General features: G+C 70.7%; 19 protein-coding genes. 13 read left to right on the top strand and 6 right to left on the bottom strand.

Annotated features, from left to right (window positions below):
- Nucleotide 1: 1 nt before the first annotated feature.
- Nucleotides 2–658 carry a response regulator gene (locus ISP_RS47435; protein WP_013230966.1) on the bottom strand — a complete coding sequence of 219 codons (657 nt, stop codon included), beginning with the start codon at nt 656–658 and terminating at the stop codon, nt 2–4.
- The gene (locus tag ISP_RS47430; RefSeq protein ID WP_420796090.1) at nt 655–1,827 is read right to left on the bottom strand and encodes a sensor histidine kinase; all 1,173 of its coding nucleotides are present in this window, start codon (nt 1,825–1,827) and stop codon (nt 655–657) included. Before ISP_RS47430 ends, ISP_RS47435 begins: the two co-directional genes overlap by 4 nt.
- 148 nt (nt 1,828–1,975) lie before the next feature.
- On the opposite strand from ISP_RS47430, the gene ISP_RS47425 reads away from it, so the two are divergent.
- From ISP_RS47425 to ISP_RS47375, 11 genes are all read left to right on the top strand, one after another.
- Complete coding sequence (locus ISP_RS47425; RefSeq protein ID WP_013230964.1) at nt 1,976–3,532, top strand: dynamin family protein; 1,557 nt, start codon at nt 1,976–1,978, stop codon at nt 3,530–3,532.
- Nucleotides 3,533–3,591: 59 nt separating this feature from the next.
- Nucleotides 3,592–4,239, top strand: coding sequence for a hypothetical protein (locus ISP_RS47420; RefSeq protein ID WP_013230963.1), 648 nt, complete (start codon nt 3,592–3,594; stop codon nt 4,237–4,239).
- Nucleotides 4,240–4,325: 86 nt separating this feature from the next.
- Complete coding sequence (locus tag ISP_RS47415; protein WP_071831423.1) at nt 4,326–4,784, top strand: nucleotide exchange factor GrpE; 459 nt, start codon at nt 4,326–4,328, stop codon at nt 4,782–4,784.
- A complete protein-coding gene (locus tag ISP_RS47410) occupies nt 4,781–6,619 on the top strand; it encodes a dynamin family protein (protein WP_014467884.1) in 1,839 nt (612 codons plus the stop codon). The genes ISP_RS47415 and ISP_RS47410 overlap by 4 nt, the downstream gene beginning before the upstream one ends.
- Before the next feature lie 101 nt (nt 6,620–6,720).
- A complete protein-coding gene (locus tag ISP_RS47405; protein WP_013230960.1) occupies nt 6,721–7,425 on the top strand; it encodes a hypothetical protein in 705 nt (234 codons plus the stop codon).
- 350 nt (nt 7,426–7,775) lie between these two features.
- Entirely contained in the window at nt 7,776–9,599 is a 1,824-nt protein-coding gene (locus tag ISP_RS47400) for a phosphoenolpyruvate carboxykinase (GTP) (RefSeq protein ID WP_013230959.1), read from the top strand.
- Between the two features lie 75 nt (nt 9,600–9,674).
- Nucleotides 9,675–10,517, top strand: a complete 843-nt coding sequence (locus ISP_RS47395) for a TIGR03621 family F420-dependent LLM class oxidoreductase (RefSeq protein ID WP_071831425.1) — start codon at nt 9,675–9,677, stop codon at nt 10,515–10,517.
- Between the two features lie 14 nt (nt 10,518–10,531).
- Nucleotides 10,532–11,407: a TIGR03621 family F420-dependent LLM class oxidoreductase gene (locus tag ISP_RS47390; RefSeq protein ID WP_071831427.1), complete on the top strand. Its 876-nt coding sequence runs from the start codon at nt 10,532–10,534 to the stop codon at nt 11,405–11,407.
- Nucleotides 11,404–12,009, top strand: coding sequence for an ABC transporter ATP-binding protein (locus ISP_RS47385; protein ID WP_013230956.1), 606 nt, complete (start codon nt 11,404–11,406; stop codon nt 12,007–12,009). Before ISP_RS47390 ends, ISP_RS47385 begins: the two co-directional genes overlap by 4 nt.
- Complete coding sequence (locus ISP_RS47380) at nt 12,003–13,283, top strand: hypothetical protein (protein WP_013230955.1); 1,281 nt, start codon at nt 12,003–12,005, stop codon at nt 13,281–13,283. The genes ISP_RS47385 and ISP_RS47380 overlap by 7 nt, the downstream gene beginning before the upstream one ends.
- A gap of 31 nt (nt 13,284–13,314) precedes the next feature.
- A complete protein-coding gene (locus tag ISP_RS47375; RefSeq protein ID WP_013230954.1) occupies nt 13,315–13,893 on the top strand; it encodes an EndoU domain-containing protein in 579 nt (192 codons plus the stop codon).
- Here the strand turns inward: ISP_RS47375 and ISP_RS47370 are convergent.
- From ISP_RS47370 to ISP_RS47360, 3 genes are all read right to left on the bottom strand, one after another.
- A complete protein-coding gene (locus ISP_RS47370) occupies nt 13,890–14,705 on the bottom strand; it encodes a GNAT family N-acetyltransferase (RefSeq protein WP_013230953.1) in 816 nt (271 codons plus the stop codon). The two genes, ISP_RS47375 and ISP_RS47370, sit on opposite strands and share 4 nt — an antisense overlap.
- 9 nt (nt 14,706–14,714) lie before the next feature.
- The gene (locus ISP_RS47365; RefSeq protein ID WP_013230952.1) at nt 14,715–14,987 is read right to left on the bottom strand and encodes a helix-turn-helix domain-containing protein; all 273 of its coding nucleotides are present in this window, start codon (nt 14,985–14,987) and stop codon (nt 14,715–14,717) included.
- 116 nt (nt 14,988–15,103) lie between these two features.
- Complete coding sequence (locus tag ISP_RS47360) at nt 15,104–16,723, bottom strand: alpha/beta hydrolase (protein WP_013230951.1); 1,620 nt, start codon at nt 16,721–16,723, stop codon at nt 15,104–15,106.
- Between the two features lie 188 nt (nt 16,724–16,911).
- Between ISP_RS47360 and ISP_RS47355 the strand changes: the two genes are divergently transcribed.
- Both ISP_RS47355 and mctP read left to right on the top strand, forming a co-directional pair.
- Nucleotides 16,912–17,190, top strand: coding sequence for a DUF3311 domain-containing protein (locus tag ISP_RS47355; RefSeq protein WP_013230950.1), 279 nt, complete (start codon nt 16,912–16,914; stop codon nt 17,188–17,190).
- Nucleotides 17,187–18,842, top strand: coding sequence for a monocarboxylate uptake permease MctP (mctP, locus tag ISP_RS47350; RefSeq protein WP_013230949.1), 1,656 nt, complete (start codon nt 17,187–17,189; stop codon nt 18,840–18,842). The genes ISP_RS47355 and mctP overlap by 4 nt, the downstream gene beginning before the upstream one ends.
- On the opposite strand, the gene ISP_RS47345 is transcribed toward mctP, so the two are convergent.
- The gene (locus ISP_RS47345) at nt 18,839–19,441 is read right to left on the bottom strand and encodes a hypothetical protein (RefSeq protein WP_013230948.1); all 603 of its coding nucleotides are present in this window, start codon (nt 19,439–19,441) and stop codon (nt 18,839–18,841) included. The two genes, mctP and ISP_RS47345, sit on opposite strands and share 4 nt — an antisense overlap.
- Between the last annotated feature and the right edge of the window lie 6 nt (nt 19,442–19,447).

Raw genomic sequence — 19,447 nt, 5'->3', positions numbered from 1 at the left:
TTCAGGCGATGCCGGGGCGCGCGAGACCGGTTTCGTAGGCCAGCACCACGGCCTGCACCCGATCTCGCAGCTCCAGCTTCGCCAGGATCCGCCCGACGTGCGTCTTCACCGTCGCCTCGGACAGGAACAGCGCGTCGGCGATCTCCAGGTTGGACATGCCCTTGGCGATCAGCACGAGCACCTCGCGCTCGCGGTCGGTCAGCACGTCCAGCTCGGCGGTGTCCCGCATCGGGGAGCCGCCGGTGCCGACGAAGCGGTCCAGGAGCCGCCGGGTCACCGACGGCGACACCACCGCGTCACCCGAAGCGACCGCGCGCAGCGCCGACACCAGGTGGTCGGGCTGGGTGTCCTTGAGCAGGAACCCGCTCGCGCCGCCCTGCAACGCCGCGTAGACGTACTCGTCGAGGTCGAACGTCGTCATCACGAGCACGCGCGCGGTGCCGTCGGCGACGATCCGCTTCGTCGCCTCGACGCCGTCGAGCACCGGCATCCGGACGTCCATCAGCACGACGTCGGGACGCAGCCGTTCGGCCAGCTCGATGGCCTGCGCGCCGTCGCCCGCCTCGCCGACGACGTCGATGTCGGCCTGCGCACCCAGCACCATCCGGAACCCGACGCGCATCAGTTCCTGGTCGTCGACGACCACCACCCGGATCACTTGTCCAACCTAACCGGCAGGGCCGCGCGGACCTGCCACCCTCCGCCCGGAGCCGGGCCCACGTCCAACGTCCCGCCGTACACGTGCGCGCGCTCGCGCATGCCGATCAAACCGTTCCCGCCCGGCAGCCTCGGGTCGCGCCGCCCGGCCGGCACCAGCTGCGGGACGTGGCCGGCGCCGTCGTCGGACACCAGCACCTCGACCAGGTCGCCGGTGCGGTGCACCCGCACCGAAGCGGTCGCGCCCCGCCCGGCGTGCTTGAGCGTGTTGGTCAGCGACTCCTGCACGATCCGGTAGATGCCCAGCGAGACGCCGGCCGGCAGGGCGCCGAGGTCGCCGAGCTCCAGGTCCACCGGCACCCCGGAGGTGCGCATCCGGTCGGCCAGCTCGGCGAGGGCGTGCGCGTCCGGCTGCGGGACACGGGGCTCGCCGTCCGCGTCGTCGCTGCGGAGCACGTCCAGCAGGCGGCGCAGTTCGCCGAGCGCGCCGCGGCCGGTCTCGGAAATCGTTTGCAGAGCCCGCTGAGCGAGGTCGGGGTTGCTCTGGATCGCGTACGACGCGCCATCGGCCTGCACGACCATGACGCTCACCGCGTGCGCGACGACGTCGTGCAGCTCGCGCGCGATCCGCCCGCGCTCCTCGGCCACCGCAATCCGGGTGGCCTGGTCCCGTTCGGTCTCGAGCAGGTGCAACCTGGCCTCCACTTCCACGTCGTAGGCGCGCCGGGCCCCGACGAACTCGCCGAGGGTCCAGCACAGGGCGATCCCGAACGCCAGGAACAGCGCCGAGATGACGAGCTCGTCCGCCGGCCCCAGCGCCAGCTGCAAGGCCGACCCGGCGACGACGGCACCGACGTACACCAGCCCCTGCCGCCGCCCCGCGTAGACGACGACCGAGTAGATGCTCATCGCCAGTGCGGCGACGCTGGAGATGCCGAGCTGGAGCGTCCCGTGCACGACGCCGATCACCAGCACGACGTACGCCGACCACAGCGGCGACTTCCGCCGGAACACCAGCGGCGCCACCATGGCGACGTTCACCGGCACGGCGATGTACCAGGGCGGCATCTCGGCGATCTCGTCCAGGCCGTCGGCGGCGAACAGGAGCATGTCGATCAGGCCGAGCACGACGGCGAGCACCGTGTCGCCCGCCATGGGGTGGGCACGCATCCAGAGGCTCAGCCGTCGCACCACACAACCCTAGGTCGCGCGGCGCGGATCGCGCGTCGGTCGGCGGTACCACCTTCGGTGCGACCAGGGGATGAGGCACATGGCACGATTCACGGGTGGTCGGCTACGACGGGGAGGGCTGGGGGCCGTGACGTCACCGGAGCAGGGCCGGCTCGCCGGTCCGCTGTCGATGTCGGTGGCCAACCTGTGCCACCGCCTGCAGCCGCAGGTCTCCGCGCGCACCGCCGCCGGGTTCGCCGAGGTGCTGCGCCGGCTCGGGGCACCCCTGCAGGTGGCTGTGGCCGGCCGGATCAAGTCGGGCAAGTCGACGCTGGTCAACGCGCTGATCGGGCGCCGGGTCGCGCCGACCGACATCGGGGAGTGCACGCGGCTGGTGACCCGGTTCCAGTACGGCACGGTGGACCGCGTCGAGATCGTCTTCACCGACGGCCGCAAGCAGGTGCTCCCGTTCGCGTCCGACGGGATGATCCCCGCCGAGCTGGGCGTCGACATCGAGCAGGTGTCGCACATCGAGGCGTACCTGACCAACGCCGTCCTCCAGGGCATGACGGTGATCGACACCCCGGGCCTCGGCTCGCTCGACGCCGCTTCGGTGTCGCGCACCGAGCAGCTGCTGGGCGCGGCGAAGCACCGCAAGGAAGCCGACGACGAGGGCTCGGACGAGCTCGACGACACCTCGCGCAACGCCGTCGCGGGCGCGGAAGCCGTCCTGTACGTCGTCACCCAGGGCGTCCGCGCGGACGACCAGCAGGCCCTGGCCGCCTTCACCGCGGCCACGGCGAGCCGCGAGGCGGGCCCGGTCAACGCGATCGCCGTCCTCAACAAGGCCGACACCATCGCGCCCGAGTCCGTCGAGGGTTCCGGCGGCGACGTCTGGAAGGCCGCGACGCTGCTCGCCGAGAAGCAGGCGTCGACGTTGAAGCCGCGCGTCGCCGACGTGCTGCCGGTGATCGGGCTGATCGCCGAGTCGGCCGAGTCCGGTGGCTTCACCTCCGCCGACGCCGACGCTCTGCGGCAGCTCGCCGAGCTCGACGACGACGTCCTGCAGACCATGCTGATGTCGGCCGACATCTTCACGAGCTGGGAGTGCGACGTCCCGGCGGGCACCCGGCTGCGGCTGCTGGAGAAGCTCGACCTGTTCGGCATCTCGCACGGCGTCGAGGCCATCCGCAAGGAGCCGGAGATCACGGCGGGCGCGCTGCGGCGGGCGCTGCTCGATGCGTCCGGCCTCGAGGCGGTCCGGCAGCGGCTGGCGGTGGTGTTCGCCGCCCGCGCCGACGGCATCAAGGCGGCCGCGGCGCTGGCCTCGGTCACCGCGCTCGCGCACGCCTCCGCCGATCCGGCCGAGCGGCAGCGCGTCCACGACGCCATCGAGGTGCTGCTCGCCAAGCCCGAGGCCCACCAGCTGCGGCTGCTCGAAGCGCTGACGCTGGTCGCCTCCGGCGCGGTCGACATGCCGGAGGACCTGTCCGAAGAGGTGCTGCGGGTGGGCAGCAACGCCGACATCGGCGCCCAGCTCGGCAAGCCCGGCGCCCCGCGGCCGGAGCTGGCCGCGCACGCGCTCGAGCGTGCGGGCTGGTGGCGGTCCTTCGCGTCCTTCGGTGCGACACCGGCGCAGAGCCGCGTCGCGCACGTCGTCCACCGGGCGTACTTCTTGATCTGGCAACAGGTCCGGGCCGGGTGAGTTTGTTTCTGCTTGCCGACTTCCGCTGGTAGGCCCGCCTTTCCGCGTACTGTTGAGGCGTGCGCCTAGAAAACACGACATCCTGGCGAGCCGGCTGGAGCAGCGAGACCGAGGTCGACGTCGCGCTGTACATCCGCGACGCCCTGGCGCTGTCCGTTTCCGAAGGACAGGTGCTGCCGCCGGTGGAGCCGCGGGTCCCGGTGCACATCCCGGCCGGGCTCGACCGCGCGGCCGTCCAGGCGCAGTGGGCCGACTGGTGGGTCGACCTGCTGGCCTTCCTGCGCAACCGCGAGGACCCGGACCCGCGCAGCCCGCGCACCCGCTACGGCAGGCCCGCCCTCGCCCAGGGGTCGGCGATGCGGCAGGCGCTCGACTTCTTCGGCCCGGCCGCGGCCCGCCACTTCGCCAACGCCCGCGGCCCCGCCCTGCGCGGGTCGAACGAGCCGTCGGGCAGCACCCCCTGGGCACCCGGCTTCTACCGCCGCCAGATCGTGGCCGGCGAGCGGCTCGGCCAGCTGGTGCGCGAGGCCGAGGTGAAACAGGGCCGCCGCGCGTACCCCTTCCGCCTGAACGTCATCGAGATTTCGGTCGCCGGCTCGATCTGGCTGCGCACCGCCGAAGACCAGCTGCTGGTCTCCTCCCGCCTGGCCGAAAACGGCCCGGGCCTGGAAGCGGTCCTCCGCCAGGTCATCGACGACCTCGTCTGACCTCCGGCTTCCCGACCACGCATGCGGCGCTCACGAAGGTGCCGCCTTCGCCACCGGGCGGCGGCTGAATCCGCCAAACTGTGGTCATGGCGTGGTTTCGCAAGGACGGAACCGAGCGCGGTTCCGCCGCGTCGGACACCGATGTGCACCCCTTGCAGCAGCAGGTAGCTGTGTCTTCGTCGGGGCTTCGCCCCGAGCCGGGGGCTCCGCCACCCGGAACCGCCGAAAAAACCGAGGCGGACCTCGAGCGAGCACTCGCAGATCGCCAGGCGCTGATCCAGATGTGCCTGTACGCCCTGGACCGCGCCCGCAGCGGCGGTGTCGTCGAACGGCTGGAAGAGGGGCTTGCCGCGATCGGCGTCCAGGCTCTCCGGCCCGACGGCGAGCGGTTCGACCCCGCCCGCCACGAAGCGGGCGGCGCGGTCCCGACCGAAGACCCCGCGCTCGACGGCGTCGTCGCGGAAACCGAGGTCACCGGCTTCGCCGACCACGACCGCCTGCTGCGCGCCCCGATCGTCACCGTCTACGCGAAGAAGAATCCGTGAGCGCACCGACCGCGCCGAGCCTGCCCACGCAGGTCGCCGCGACCCGAGACCAGCTGCTGACCGTCGTCCGCGATGCCGATCCGGATGCCGCCAGGTGGGTCGAGAGCGTCCGGAAGGCCCGGCCGAAGAAGCCGGCCGTCGTGGTCGTCGGCGAAACGAACCGTGGGAAGAGTTCGCTGGTCAACGCGCTGCTGGCGCGGCCGGGCCTGTCTCCTGTGGACGCCGACGTCGCCACCGCGACCTACCTGGTGTTCGACCACGCCGACACCTGGGGCGCGCACGCCTGCTACCCCGGCCAGCTCGCCCCGGTGCCGATCGGCATCGGCCAGCTGATCAACTGGGTGTCCGCCGCCCACGAGCTGCCGCCGGGGCAGATCCCGCCGCGGTACGTCGAGGTCACCGGGCCGGTGCCGCTGCTGGAACGGCTTTCGCTGGTCGACACGCCGGGGGTCGGCGGGCTCGACTCGATGCACGGCGAGCTCGCCAAGGAGGCCGCCGCGGGCGCCACCGCGCTGCTCTTCGTCGTCGACGCGTCGGCCCCGTTCACCTCGACCGAGCTGCAGTTCCTGCGCGACGTCGGCGAGCGCGTGGAGACCGTCGTGTTCGCGCTGACCAAGGTCGATATGTTCCGCGGCTGGCGCGAGGTCATGGAGGCCGACCGGCAGCTGCTGCGCGAACACGCGCCCCGCTTCGCCGACGCGGTGTTCCACCCGGTGTCGGCGCGGCTGTTCGAGACCGCGGCGAAGGCGCCCAACGAGCAGCTGGCCGCGATGCTGCGGGAGAAGTCCGGGGTCGCGGCCATCCAGATGGCGTTGCAGGAGCTGCTCGTCGGCCGCTCGGCGATGCTCGGCGAGGCGAACACGCTGCGTGCGCTGTCGAGTGCGCTCGGCGAGCTCAAGGCGAAGCTGCAGGCCGAGAGCCGGGCGCTGTCGGCGGGCGAGGCCGAGGCCGAGCAGCTGCGCGAGCGCCGCGACCAGCTGCAGGCCGAGCGGCGGACGTCGACCCGCGGCTGGCAGCTGAAGCTGCGCGGCGAGGTGCAGCGCACCCGCGTCGAGGTCGGGCACGAGAGCGCCCGGCAGATGCGGGACGCGCAGACCCACTTCCGCCAGCTGATCGACGCGGCCAAGCGCGACGAGCTGGCCGCGCTGCCCCAGCAGGTCGACATCGCGCTGCAGACGACGTCCCAGCGGATTTCGATGCTGCTCTCGCAGCGCCTGAACCAGGTCACCAACGTCTCGCTGTCGGAGCTGTTCTCGCCCGAAGAGCTCGACGTCATCCGCGCGCAGTTCGCCCGCGCGGGCGGCCCGCCGGTGGTCCTGCGGCCGCCGGACAAGAAGCCGCCGACGGCCGAGGACAAACTGCTCGTCTTCATGGGCATCTCCGGCGGCGTCGGGGCCGGCAAGGTCGCCGCGCTCCCGCTGGCCGGCGTCGCGATCCTCAACCCGGTCGTGCTGCCTGCGACGATCATCATCGGCCTCGGGGCCGGCTGGTGGATGGCCCGCACGCGCAAGCACGCGGCCGACAAGCAGCACATGAAGCAGTGGCTGGTCGAGGCCATCGCGGACGCCCGCTCGACGCTCGACCAGCTCGTCGCCGAGCAGCTCATCGAGGCCGAGCAGCAGCTGTCGATGGCGCTCGACGAGGCGCTGGGCCGGCGCATCGACGCGATCGAGGCCGAGCTGAAGGAAGTCGACAAGACGATCAAGATGGGTGCGCAGGAGCGGGCCAAGAAGATCGCCGTCGTGTCGAAGCGGCTCAAGGAGGTCAGCGACGGCCGCGAGCGCGCCGAAGCCTTCCTCACGCGCATCCGGGCACTGCGGGACAAAACCGCCTGAGCACCGGTCCGGTTGTGGAGCGGAACCGAACGGGCCTACGGTGAGTCATACCCTCAGACAGCAGGTCGGAGCGTGTTACCCGGTTCGAAGGGGGAAGTCCCATGTGGGTCGACGAGAGCGGCGGCAGCGACACCGACGCGAGCAGCCCGGACGCGATGACCGTCCACGTCGACGGCCAGGAGTACCAGGCCGAGGTCAACTACGACGTGAACGAAGACGGGGTGAACGACACCGCGATCATCGAGCACGAAGACGGCTCGGCCCAGGCCTTCATCGACACGAACCACGACGGCGAGGCCGACCACTACGCCGTGCTGGACGACAACGGGAAGGTCGTCGAGCAGGCGGTCTACGACGAGGCCAGCGGCCAGTGGGTCCACGACGGCTCCGGTAGCGGCCACGACGACTCCGGCACCGGTGGCCGGGACGACAGCTCCGGCGGTCACATCCACGCCGACCTGCCGGACGGCGAGGTGGACGCCGGGGTCGCGACCATCGACACCGACCACGACGGGCACAACGACACCGCCATCGTCGAGACGAAGAGCGGCGGCACCATCGCCTTCACCGACAAGGACGGCGACGGCGAAGCGGACATCGCGGTGCAGACCGAGTCCGACGGCACCACCACGACGTTCGAGCACGCCGGCCCCGGCCAGTGGACCGAAGTCTCCAGTGGACTGATGAACGCCGGGACCGACGGCGACCCGGCCGCCGACGCCGCCTGGGGCGAGGCCGGCACGCAGGTGCTGGAGGGCGTCGCGCGCATCGACTCCGGCACCGGGCAGTGGATTTCGCCGAACTGAACAGTGACCCAGGTCATAGTTTGAAAGCCCGAGGCCGCGGCCTCGGGCTTTCTTCATGTCTTCAATGAAAACGAGCAGGTCACGGCTGTGTCGCAGCGCACGGGAAGATTTTCAGCGAATACACCGATCAAGTGACATCTGAATCGATTCCCTTATCGTTCTTGTGAGAGAACCTACACGTCAGCTCTCGGTTACTTGCCGGTCATGCGGCTACTCTCGAGGAATCCCAAATCGCAGACACCGGTTCGCCAGCCGGTGTGCGAAGCCATTCGGTCGCCGGCAATGACGCCCGCACCGGGACAACGTCGTTCCGGTGCGGGCGCATTTGTCGTCGGAAGTCAGGAGTAGAGATGACCGCAGTCGCCATCCCCGGACTGGACACCGCGCCGACGACGCACACCGGCGTGCTGTCCTTCGTCCGGGAGGTCGCCGAACTGACCAACCCGGACCGCGTGGTGTGGGTCGACGGGTCTGACGAAGAAGCCGCCCGGATCAACCAGGAGCTGGTCGAGGCGGGCACGTTCGTGCAGCTCAAGTCGAAGCCGAACTCCTTCTGGGCCACTTCCGACCCGAACGACGTCGCCCGCGTGGAAGACCGGACCTTCATCTGCTCGGAGCGTCCCGAGGACGCCGGTCCGACCAACAACTGGATGGACCCGGCCGAGATGAAGGCCACCATGACCGAGCTGTTCCGCGGCTCGATGCGCGGCCGCACGATGTACGTCATCCCGTTCTGCATGGGTCCGCTCGGCGACGACAATCCCAAGCTGGGTATCGAAATCACGGATTTCGCCTACGTCGTCGCTTCGATGCGCGTGATGACCCGCGCCGGCAAGGCGGCGCTCGAGAAGTTCGTCGCGCCGGACGGCAGCGAGCGCGAATTCGTGCCCGCGCTGCACTCCGTCGGCCACCCGCTCGAACCGGGCGAGAAGGACGTTTCCTGGCCCTGCAACGAAACGAAGTACATTTCGCACTTCCCCGAGGAGCGCGCGATCTGGAGCTACGGCTCGGGTTACGGCGGCAACTCCCTGCTGGGCAAGAAGTGCTACTCGCTGCGCATCGCGTCGGTGATGGCCCGTGACGAGGGCTGGCTCGCTGAGCACATGCTGATCCTCAAGCTGATCTCGCCCGAGGAGAAGGTGCACTACGTCGCGGCCGCGTTCCCGAGCGCCTGCGGCAAGACCAACCTCGCCATGCTGCAGCCGACCATCCCGGGCTGGCGCGCCGAGACGCTGGGCGACGACATCGCCTGGATGCGCTTCGGCGAGGACGGCCGCCTGTACGCGGTCAACCCCGAGTTCGGCTTCTTCGGCGTCGCGCCGGGCACCGACTGGCACACCAACCCGAACGCCATGCGCACGATCGAGAAGGGCAACACGGTCTTCACGAACGTCGCCCTGACCGACGACGGCGACATCTGGTGGGAGGGCATGGAGAACAAGCCCGAGCACGCGACCTCGTGGAAGCACCAGGACTGGACGCCGGACTCGGACGAGAAGGCCGCCCACCCGAACTCGCGCTACTGCACGCCGATGTCGCAGTGCCCGATCCTCGCGCCGGAGTGGGACGACCCGAAGGGCGTGCCGATCTCGGCGATCCTGTTCGGCGGCCGCCGCAAGACCACCGTGCCGCTGGTGAACGAGGCCCGCGACTGGCAGCACGGCGTGTTCATGGGCGCCACGATGTCGTCGGAGACCACCGCCGCGGCGGCCGGCGCGGTCGGCAACGTGCGCCGCGACCCGATGGCGATGCTGCCGTTCCTCGGCTACCACGCCGGTGACTACTTCAAGCACTGGCTGACCCTGGGCAAGAACGCCGACGCGAACAAGCTGCCGAAGATCTTCTACGTCAACTGGTTCCGCCGCGGCGACGACGGCCGGTTCCTGTGGCCGGGCTTCGGCGAGAACTCGCGGATCCTCAAGTGGGTCGTCGAGCGCGTCGAGGGCAAGGGCAACGCCGTCGAGACGCCGGTCGGCTTCGTGCCGCGCGCCGAGGACCTCGACACCGAGGGCCTGACCGAGCCGATCGAAGACATCCAGGCCGCCCTGGACGTCAAGCCCGAGGAGTGGCGCGAGGAGCTGCCGCTGATCGAGGAGTGGTTCGCCAAGATCGGCGACCGCGTCCCGACGTCGCTGCGTGACGAGCTCGACGCCCTGGCCCAGCGCCTGCGCTGATCGCCCTGAGCAGGGGACGCCTTCCGGCCGCATCCGGGAGGCGTCCCTTGCTGCATTTCTGGGTAGTTTCGCGCCATGAGACCCTTCCGCTTCGGAGTGGCGTTGTACGTGCCCGGCTCCCGGAAAGAGTGGGTGGCGAAATGCCGCCAGGCCGAAGACCTGGGCTACGACGTCGTCGGCGTGGTCGACCACCTCGGCCGGGTCGCGCCGGTGCCCGCGCTGCTCCTCGCCGCCGAGGCCACCGAGCGGCTCCGGCTGAACACCTACGTCCTCAACGCGAGCTTCCACAACCCGGTGCTCCTGGCCCGCGACCTCGCCGCGCTCGACGAGTTCACCGGCGGCCGGGTGGAGATCGGGATCGGTGCCGGGTACGTCCGCGAGGAGTTCGAAGCCGCCGGGATCGACTGGGGCACGCCCGGTCGCCGGTTCCGTCGGCTCGTCGACGTGGTCACCGAGCTCGAGCGCGCGTTCACCGGCCGCCCGCGGCCGCCGCTGCTGCTCGGCGGCCGCGGCGACCGGATGCTGACCTTCGCCGCCGCGCACGCCGACACCATCTCCCTCACCGGCACGGCGCCCGGCGCGGCCGAGGGGCGGCTGGCCCTGGCCGGTTCCGCCGCGCTGGCCGAGCGCGCCGACTTCGTGAAGCGAGTGCTCGACGGCCGGGACGCCGAGGTGAACCTGATGGTCCACTTCGTCCGGATCACCGATGACCGGCGGGCGGCCCTGGAGGAGGCGCACCAGCTCGTGCCGCACCTCGACGTCGAGGAGCTGGGCGAGCTGGCCACGGTCCTCGCCGGCTCGGCGGACGGGGTGGCCGAGCAACTGCTGCGCACCCGTGAGACCCTCGGCGCCGGCTACTTCACCGTGCTCGAAGACGACCTGACCAGGCTGGCCCCGGTGATCGAAAAGCTCCACTGAGTACCTTGGACGGCATGACTGGGGATTTCCGCTTCGGTGTCAACATGGTCGTGCCGGACAGCCGCGCCGCCTGGGTCGAGAAGTGCCGCAAGGCCGAGGACCTCGGCTACGACGTCCTGTCCGCGGCCGACCACCTGGGCATGGCGCCGCCGTTCCCGGCGCTCGTGCTGGCCGGCGAGGTCACCTCGCGCGTCAAGCTGAACACCTTCGTGCTCAACACGCCGTTCTACAACCCGGTGCTGCTCGCGCGGGACGTCACGGGCACCGACCAGTTCACCGACGGGCGGCTGGAGCTGGGTCTCGGCGCCGGGTACGTCAAGGAGGAGTTCGAGGCCGCCGGGATGCCGTTCCCGTCCGCCCGCGAGCGCGTCGACCACCTCGAGCGGACGATCACCGAGCTCAAGCGGCTGTACGCGGATCCGGAGCACAAGCCCGCGCCGGTGCGCGCGGGCGGACCGCCGCTGCTGCTGGCCGGCCGCGGCGACCGGAGCCTGACTCTCGCCGCCGCGCACGCCGACATCATCGGCTTCACCGGCACGGCCAAGACGCCGGACGGCGCCGCGCCGGCCCCGGCGAGCGCCGAGGAGATCGAGGAGCGCGTCGAGTTCGTCCGGGCGAAGCTGGGTGGCCGCGAGGCCGAGTTCAACCTCCTCTGCCACTTCGTGAACATCACCGACGACCGCGCGGGGGCCCTGGCGGAGCTCGCCAAGCTGACCCGCGGCGTGCTGAGCGCCGACCAGCTCGCCGAGGTCCCGACCGCGCTGATCGGCTCGCCCGCCGCGGTCGCCGAGCAGCTCCACGCGCACCGCGAGCGGTTCGGCCTGACTTACTACACCGTCCTGGAGCACAACATGGACCAGTTCGCCCCGGTCCTCGAACACCTCCGATGATCGACGCGAAGGCGCTCGGCGTCCGGGCCGGCGAGCTGTGGCTGTTCGACGACCTCGACTTCTCCGTCGAACCCGGGGAGTGCGCCGCGATCGTCGGGCCCAACGGTGTCGGCAAGTCGACCCTGATGCGCTGCTTCTACGGCATGCAGAAGCCGCAGCGGGGCCGCGTGCTGGTCGACGGCAAGCTGCCGGACGAGCGGGACGTCGAGTTCCGGCGCAAGGTGTCGGTGCTGTTCGACGATTCCGACTTCTTCGCCGAGCTGACGCCGTTGCAGCACCTGGAGCTGCTGTCCGGCTCGTACGGCGCCGACCTCGGCGACCACGAGGAGCTGCTGCGCGACGCGGGCTTGGGCGAACGCATGCGCGTGACGTCCGGGCACTTCTCCGCGGGCCAGCGCCGCCGCCTGCTGCTGCTCGGCGTCACCGCCCGGCCGCACCGGGTGCTCCTGCTGGACGAGCCGGAACGCGCGCTGGACACGGCGGGCAAGGAGTGGCTGGTCGAACTGATCGCCCGGTCGACGGCGGCCGGCGCGGCGGTCGTGGTGGCCACCCACCACCCGCCGCTGCTGGAAGCCGCGGACAGCGTGCTCGAACTGTGGTGACGACCGCCCCGCGCAGGATGCGGATCCCGGGCCGCAAGCGGTTCGGCGGGATCTTCACCGGTGACACCGCGACTTTTGTCTTCCTGTTCGGCTTCGGCTTCCTGTTCACCGCGTTCTTCCACGTCGACGGCTGGCGCCCCGCGCTCTACGGATCGTCCATTGTGGACTTCCCGGCCGTGCTCGGCCTGCTGACGCTCTGTTGCGCGGTGGGCTGGCGCGGCCTGCTGCGGCGCGGCTTCGCGTGGGTCGAACCAGCCGAGCTGACCTGGCTCGACTTCGCCCCGGTGGACCGCGGCCGCGTCGTCACGCTGCGGCTGCTCGGCGCGTGGACCGGTGTGGTCGCGGTGACCGGGTACCTGGCGGCGCTGCTGCTCGCCGTCGGCGGCGCGGGGCTGGAACAGTGGCGGGCGGCGGTCGCGATCGTCGTCGCGACCGGGGTGGCGGCCTTCGCTTCGGCTCGGCGGACGTCGCTGCGTCTCGACGCGCTGGGTCCGCTGGCGCTCGCGGTCCTCGGCCTGGTGATCGCCGCGCTGGGCCTCGGCCCGGCGACCGTCCAGTTCGTGGCGGCCGGGGTGCTGGCCGCCGCGCTGCCGCTGGCCTTCGGCGGCGAACCGGTGTCGCGCGCGGGCCGGGCGGTGCTGCTCGCCGGGTGGGACGGCCGGGTGCTGCGCTCGGTCGCCGTCACCTTCCTCGACCCGATGATGCTGCTCCCGCCGTCCGCGCCCACCGGCCGGCTTTCGCTGCGCCGCCCGACCCCGCTGCGGCTGGCCTGGGCGGGCACGCTCGGCCGCGCGCGGTACGCGGGCGCGGCGCTGCTGGTCGGCCTGGCGGTCGTCGTCGCGCACATCGCGGTGCCGACGGTGCCGGGCGCGGTCCTGATCGGCATCGGCGCGTACGTCGCGCTGACGCCGTTCGGCGGCGGGCTCGGCGAGCTCTGGCGCAATCCGGGCCGCCGGCGGTGGCTGGGCTCGGCGGACCGCGACCTCGTGCTGGCCCACGGCCTGGTGCTCGCCGGGGTGGGTCTGCTCTGGGCGGCGGTGCTCGTCGTGGTCACCCTCGCGGGTGGGACGTCGTTCGCCGCGACGGCGTGGCTCGCCGTCCCGCTGTCGGTGCTTTCGATCCTGCGCACGGTCACCCGGACCGCCGTTGACTACGCGAATCCCGCGTTCGTCGACACCCCGATGGGCCCGATGCCCGCCAACCTCGCCCGCCAGCTCTTCCGCGGTCTCGATCTCCAGCTGGTCGGCATCGTCGTGCTCGCTGCCGCCGTTTGACCTACTCTCGGTGCGACGAAGGGAGCAGCGAGTGGGCGGCGGGCACGCACCGGGCGTCGGGCGCAGGGCGACCAGCGAGTTCCCGGCCGGCTGGACCGACGAGCAGATCATCTCCGTGGTCAAGGACGTCGCGAACGACCCCAGCGAGGCCCGGCGGCAGCAGCGCAACGGCCGCTGGCGCTGTGCCGGCGAGCGGTTCAACGTCCACTTGATCGTGCTGGTCGAGGACAACGGGCACGTGCACACCGCCTACCCGGTGGCCGGGCCGGGCGTGGTCCGCAACCCCGACACCGCGCGGGACCCGGCGAACCCGACGGTCGCCGACCTCAAGGGCAACCGGATCAGCTTCTTCGCCGACAGCTTCCTGACCATGATCGGCAACCGGCTCTCCCCGGAGGACTACACGCACTACCGCACGCTGCTGTGGGCCGGCGAGTGGGAAGAACTGGCCGACGTGCTGGCCGCGCACGCGGTCCGGGTCGGCTTCGGCTTCTCCGCCGACGAGTTTTCGGACTTCGAGAAGCTGCTCAACAGCTACGACCTGCCGGTGCCGGGCTGCGCGTTCCTCAACGACCGCGAGCACATCCTCAGGCAGCTGCGGCCGGTCTAACGGAAGTCGTACCCGAGGAAAGCCGCGATCGGGGCGTAGCCGAGGCGCCGGTACAGGGCGTTGCTGGTGACGTTGGCGGGATCGGTGTAGAGGACGACGTCCGTGGCGCCGGCGGCCAGCGCGGCCTGGCTCACGGCGGCCGTCACGGCGCCGGCGTAACCCCGGCCGCGGAACCGGGCCGGGGTGTGGACGGGGTCGACCCGGACCATGCCCGCCAGCACCGGGGTCGATCCCGCCATGGCGACGGGCGAGTCCGTCTCCCAGAACGTGAACTGCTTGCCGGCGAAGTTCGAGGCGGCCCAGGACCGCTCGTCGGCGATGGGCGCCTGCCCGACCGCGGTGGCGAACTCGCTGCACCAGCGGATGATCTCCGCACGATCCCGCCCGGCCAGCGCGCGGCCTTCGGGCATCGGCTCCGGCGGGGTGAGGGTGCCGAGCCGGTGGAGCCGGACCCGCACCCCGGGCACCGGCACCGCGCCGGTGTGCCGCTGCCACGCCTCGGCGAACGCGGTGGCGGTGTCGTCCTCCGCGGTCACCCCGGACAACGGCCGGCCGGCCAGTTCCGCGGCGAGGGCGTCGGCCTGGCCGGGGGCGACCGCGGTGAGGATCAAGCGTTGCGCCGGGCGGAGGTAGCAGATCGCGCGGACCTCGCCCTCCTGCTCCAGCCACCCGAAGAGCGTGCCCTTTTCCTCGTGCGTCCGCAGCTTCTCGAGCCGGGTCAGCTGCGAGGTGTGCAGCGCGGGCCGGGAGCGCAGGAAGCCGCCGGTCCGGGCGAGGAAGCCGTCGATGTCCTCGGTGAGGTGCCAGTGCATTTCCGCTGGTCAGCTGGCCTGGGAAAGGGAGGGTGACGCGGCGGGCGTGACGGCCGCGCGCAGTTCCTCCAGCGGCAGGCCGACCGCATCGGCGATCGCCGCGACCGTGAAGAACGCCGGCGTCGGGATGCGGCCGGTCTCGATCTTCCGGAGCGTCTCGACCGAGATCCCCGCCTCGGCGGCGACGTCGACCATGCTCCGGCCGGCCCGCGCCGCGCGCAGCGCCTGGCCGAGACGTTCGCCCCGTTCGCGCTCTTCATCCGTAAGCGGTGCGCGCACCATGTCCGTGATTCTAATACCACTCGAGTTGTCCACCGCCTGTGGATAACTCTGTGCACAGGTGTGGAAAGGCCCCGCCGAACGTCCGTTCGGCGGGGCCGCCACTAGCCCTGGTGGTGTCAGGCGCCCGCGGGCACCGGAAGTGGCATGCCGGGCAGGCTCTGGTCGTTCGGCACCGCGCCGTCGACGAGGTAGGCCTCCACGACCTTGTCCACACCCGCGTTGCCGCCGGCGTAGATGCCGTGGTCACCCTCTCCGGTGATCGTCAGCATCCGTGAACCCTCGAACGCCTTGTGCGCGCGGCGCGCGCCTTCGATCGGGGTCGCCGGGTCGTGCTCCGACTCGACGATCAGCACCGGCGGGACACCCTTGCCGTCCAGCACCGGGAGCGGGGACGGCGGCTTCTTCCAGAACAGGCACGGCTGGATGAACCAGCCGGCACCCAGGAGCGGCAGCTGCTGGTCGATCAGCTTCTGCGACTGATTGATGGCGCTGTTGGGCGAGCCGGTCCACGGACCCTCGTTGCACGGGATGGTCCAGAAGCTGGCGTCGTAGGAGTCGCCGTCGGCCGGCACCATCAGCGGCTGCGGGCCGTAGGTGACCGTGCTCTTGTCGCCGGCCTTGACCTTCTGCGCGGCCGAGCTCTTGGCCTGCGCCGAAGCGGTGCCCTGGGTCAGCGTGCGGACGCTGACCAGGTAGTCGGCCAGGCCGGGGAAGGCGCGCTTGGAGTAGATCTGCGACGCGATGAACGAGTCGAGGCCGTTGGCCGAGACGGTCGAACCGTCGGGCAGGGTGACCGCGCCCTGGGTCAGGGCGTAGCGGACCTGCTCGTAGGTCTGGCGGGCCGCTTCGCCGGTGGTGCCGAAGTGGTAGAGCTTGTCGTACTTCGCCACCCACGGGAGGAAGTCGGCCCGGAAGCGGCGCTCGAAGCCGAGCGGCTGCCAGTCGAAGGACTTCTGCCAGGTCGTGGTGAACTCCGTCGAGGAGTCGAGGACGAACCGGCCGGTGCGCGTGGGGTAGGCCTGCGCGTAGTGCGCGCCCATCCAGGTGCCCGCCGAGTAGCCGACCCAGTTGATCTTGTCGCGGCCGAGCAGCACGCGCAGCAGGTCGATGTCCTTGACCGTCTGGTCGGTGTTGATCAGCGGGCCCAGCTCGCCGGACTTCTGCTGGCAGGACAGCGCCGCGTACTTCGTCGCCTGCAGGATCAGGTCCAGGTTGCCGCGGTCGCGGTCACGCGGGTCCAGGTCCGCACCGGTGCCGATGGCGCCGCCGCAGGTGATGTTGGTGCTCTTGCCGGTGCCGCGCGGGTCGAACCCGACGATCTCCTGGTGCTCGCGCAGCTTCGGCTGGTTGCGCAGGCGGGCCGGGAAGTTGCGGCCCGGCGCGCCGGGGCCACCGGGGTTGGTGACGACGCTGGCGGTCGCGTCCTTGGTCGCCTTGAGCCGGCTGACCGCGATGGTCAGGTCGATCTGGGCGTTGGCCTGGTACCAGTTGCGCGGGGTCTTGAAGGTCGCGCACTCCATGTCCTCGGCGCCCGCGGGCGGGGCCGTCGGCAGCTCGGAGGGGACCGCGCACTTGTGCCAGTCCAGCTTCTGGTTCGCGTACTGCGCCGGGATGTTCGTGGAGTTCAGCGTCTGCTTACCGGCCGCGACCTCCTGACCTGCGAACGCAGGCGTGAACCCGGCCAGCAGGGTGCCGGCGATCGCCGGGATCACCACCGCGTAGCGGAGTCGTGTCATACGGTTGCCCCTTTTGGGTTTGCGCGTGCGGAGTCGGGCTATTGATATAGGGCCCGCCGGGGTGGGGCAACCGACGTTGGTCGGCACTGGTGGCCGGGGCGATCAAATCGATATCGGACAAGCGTGACTCGCTGTCACTGAGGTCTTAAGGTCAGGCAGTCGGTTACGGGAGTGTTAGGTGAGGTCCGATGTCGACTGTGAAGCACGACGGAAAGGTGCGCGGGTTCCAGTTCAGCCCGTGGAACCTGCTCCTGATCGTCCCGCTGCTGGTCCTGGTCACGCCATTGTTCAACATGGACGGTCCACGATTGTTCGGGATGCCGTTCTTCTACTGGTTCCAGTTCCTCATGGTCGGCGTCGGGGTGCTGAGCACCTGGATCGTCTACCTGATGACGCGGGAAAAGCCGACCGTTGACGCGCCGGACAAGCTGAGCGTCGAGGATCTGGACGAGGGGGACGCTCGATGAGCAACCTGCAGTGGCCCGAGCTGATCATCTTCACGATCCTGTTCGCCCTGGTCACCGTGCTCGGCTTCATGGCGTCGCGCTGGCAGCGCGGCAGCACGCTGGACCACCTGGACGAATGGGGTCTCGGCGGTCGCAAGTTCGGCTCGTGGATCACGTGGTTCCTGCTCGGCGGTGACCTCTACACGGCGTACACGTTCGTCGCGGTGCCCGCGCTGGTCTTCAGCGCCGGCGCGCTCGGTCTCTACGCGCTGCCGTACACGATCGTCGTCTACCCGATCGTGCTGCTCCCGGCGCTGCGGATGTGGTCGGTTTCGCGGGTGCGCGGCTACGTCACCCCGGCCGACTTCGTGCGCGGCCGCTTCGGCTCGCCGATCCTCGCGCTGCTGGTCGCGATCACCGGCATCGTCGCGACCATGCCGTACATCGCGCTGCAGCTGGTCGGCCTCGAAGCCGTGCTGCGGACGATGGGCATCAACGGCTCCGGCATCGTCGGGCACCTGCCGCTGCTGGTCGCCTTCGTCATCCTGGCCTTCTACACCTACCAGTCCGGCCTGCGGGCGCCCGCGCTGATCGCGTTCGTCAAGGACATCCTGATCTACATCGTGATCCTCGTGGCGATCATCTACCTGCCCTCGAAGCTGGGCGGCTGGTCGCACATCTTCGACGCGGCGGCGACGAAGCTGAGTGCGAAGAGCCCGGCCACCGGCAAGCCGGCCGGGTCGATCCTGCTCACCGCCAACAACCAGCTGCAGTACGCGACCCTGGCACTGGGTTCGGCGCTCGCGCTGTTCCTGTACCCGCACTCGCTGACCAGCGTGCTGGCCTCGCGCGGCCGCAACGTCATCAAGCGGAACATGGTCGCGCTGCCGGCGTACTCGCTGGTGCTCGGCCTGCTGGCGCTGCTCGGGTACGTGGCGATCACGGCGGGTGTCAAGCCGCTGACGAACGCGGCCACCGGCAAGGCGGACGGCAACACGATCGTCCCGGTCCTGTTCGACAGCCAGTTCTCGTCCTGGTTCGCCGGCATCGCGTTCGCCGCGATCGGCATCGGCGCCCTGGTGCCGGCCGCGATCATGTCGATCGCCGCGGCCAACCTGTGGACGCGCAACATCTACAAGGAGTACATCCGCAAGAACGCGACCCCAGCCGAGGAAGCGAAGCAGGCGAAGCTCGCTTCGCTGGTCGTGAAGCTTGGCGCGGTCGCCGTGATCATCCTGATCGACCCGCAGTTCTCGATCGACCTCCAACTCATCGGCGGCGTGCTGATCCTGCAGACGCTGCCGGCCGTGGCGCTCGCGCTGTACACGCGCTGGTTCCACCGCTGGGGCCTGATCGCGGGCTGGATCGTCGGCATCGGCTGGGGCCTGATCATGCTGTACGGCATCCCCAACCCGGCCAACGGCAAGCAGCACTTCGGCGGTTCGGCGCTGTCGCTGGGCAACCTGTCGCTGCTCGGCTGGCACCCGTTCGCGGGTTCGGCGGTCCAGATCTACGTCGGTTTCGTGGCGTTGATCGGCAACCTGGTGATCGCGGCGATCGTCACGGTGATCGCCCGGCAGATGAAGGTGTTCAACGGCACTGACGACACGGAGCCCGAGGACTACCACACCGACGAGCACGACAAGAACCTGCGCCCGATCGGTGTCCACTAAGGACTCTTGGGGTGGGCGAGCGGTCGTGAGACGAGGTAGAGCACCACGCCGTTGAGCAGGTGCCAGAGGAAGTGCGTGCCGACCGGGACGTAGCTGCATACGTCCCGGTCGAGCGTGCGCAGGGAGAGGGAGAGCGCGAAGACCGCGCCCGCTATGGCGAAGTGCGTCCAGTAGGCGTCGCGCGTGAAGGCGAGTACTGCTGCGAAGACGCCTAGGCCGATGAGAGCGCCCAGGTAGAGCCCGCCGCCCAGCAACGCCGAGCCCACAGTGAGGGCGAGGAGCGCCGGCGCGGCCACCCACGCCCACCGCCGGCTCCAGTTTTCGCGGGTGAACACCACGGCGTACACCAGCATGAACGCGAGGATCGCCGCGGAATCCGCGACGGCGGCCCAGCGCGTCGCAAGCAGGTGGAAGACGGTGCTCGCGACGAAGACGAGCCCGATCAGCCCGGCGAGCACCCGCCCCGTCCGGTCCCCGTTGGCCAGCCGCCACACGAGCACGGCGGCGACGAGGAAGGCGAGGTTGCTGAGGCTGTTGAGCGGCTCACCCAAGAGCCCGGGCGCGACGCGTTCGCAGTACCCGTCGACGTAGTCCGTCACGGCATC

Source organism: Amycolatopsis mediterranei (genome assembly GCF_026017845.1).
Taxonomy (GTDB): domain Bacteria; phylum Actinomycetota; class Actinomycetes; order Mycobacteriales; family Pseudonocardiaceae; genus Amycolatopsis; species Amycolatopsis mediterranei.
Note: the sequence above shows the minus strand (reverse complement) of the source record. Positions and strands in the feature narration are given on the sequence as shown.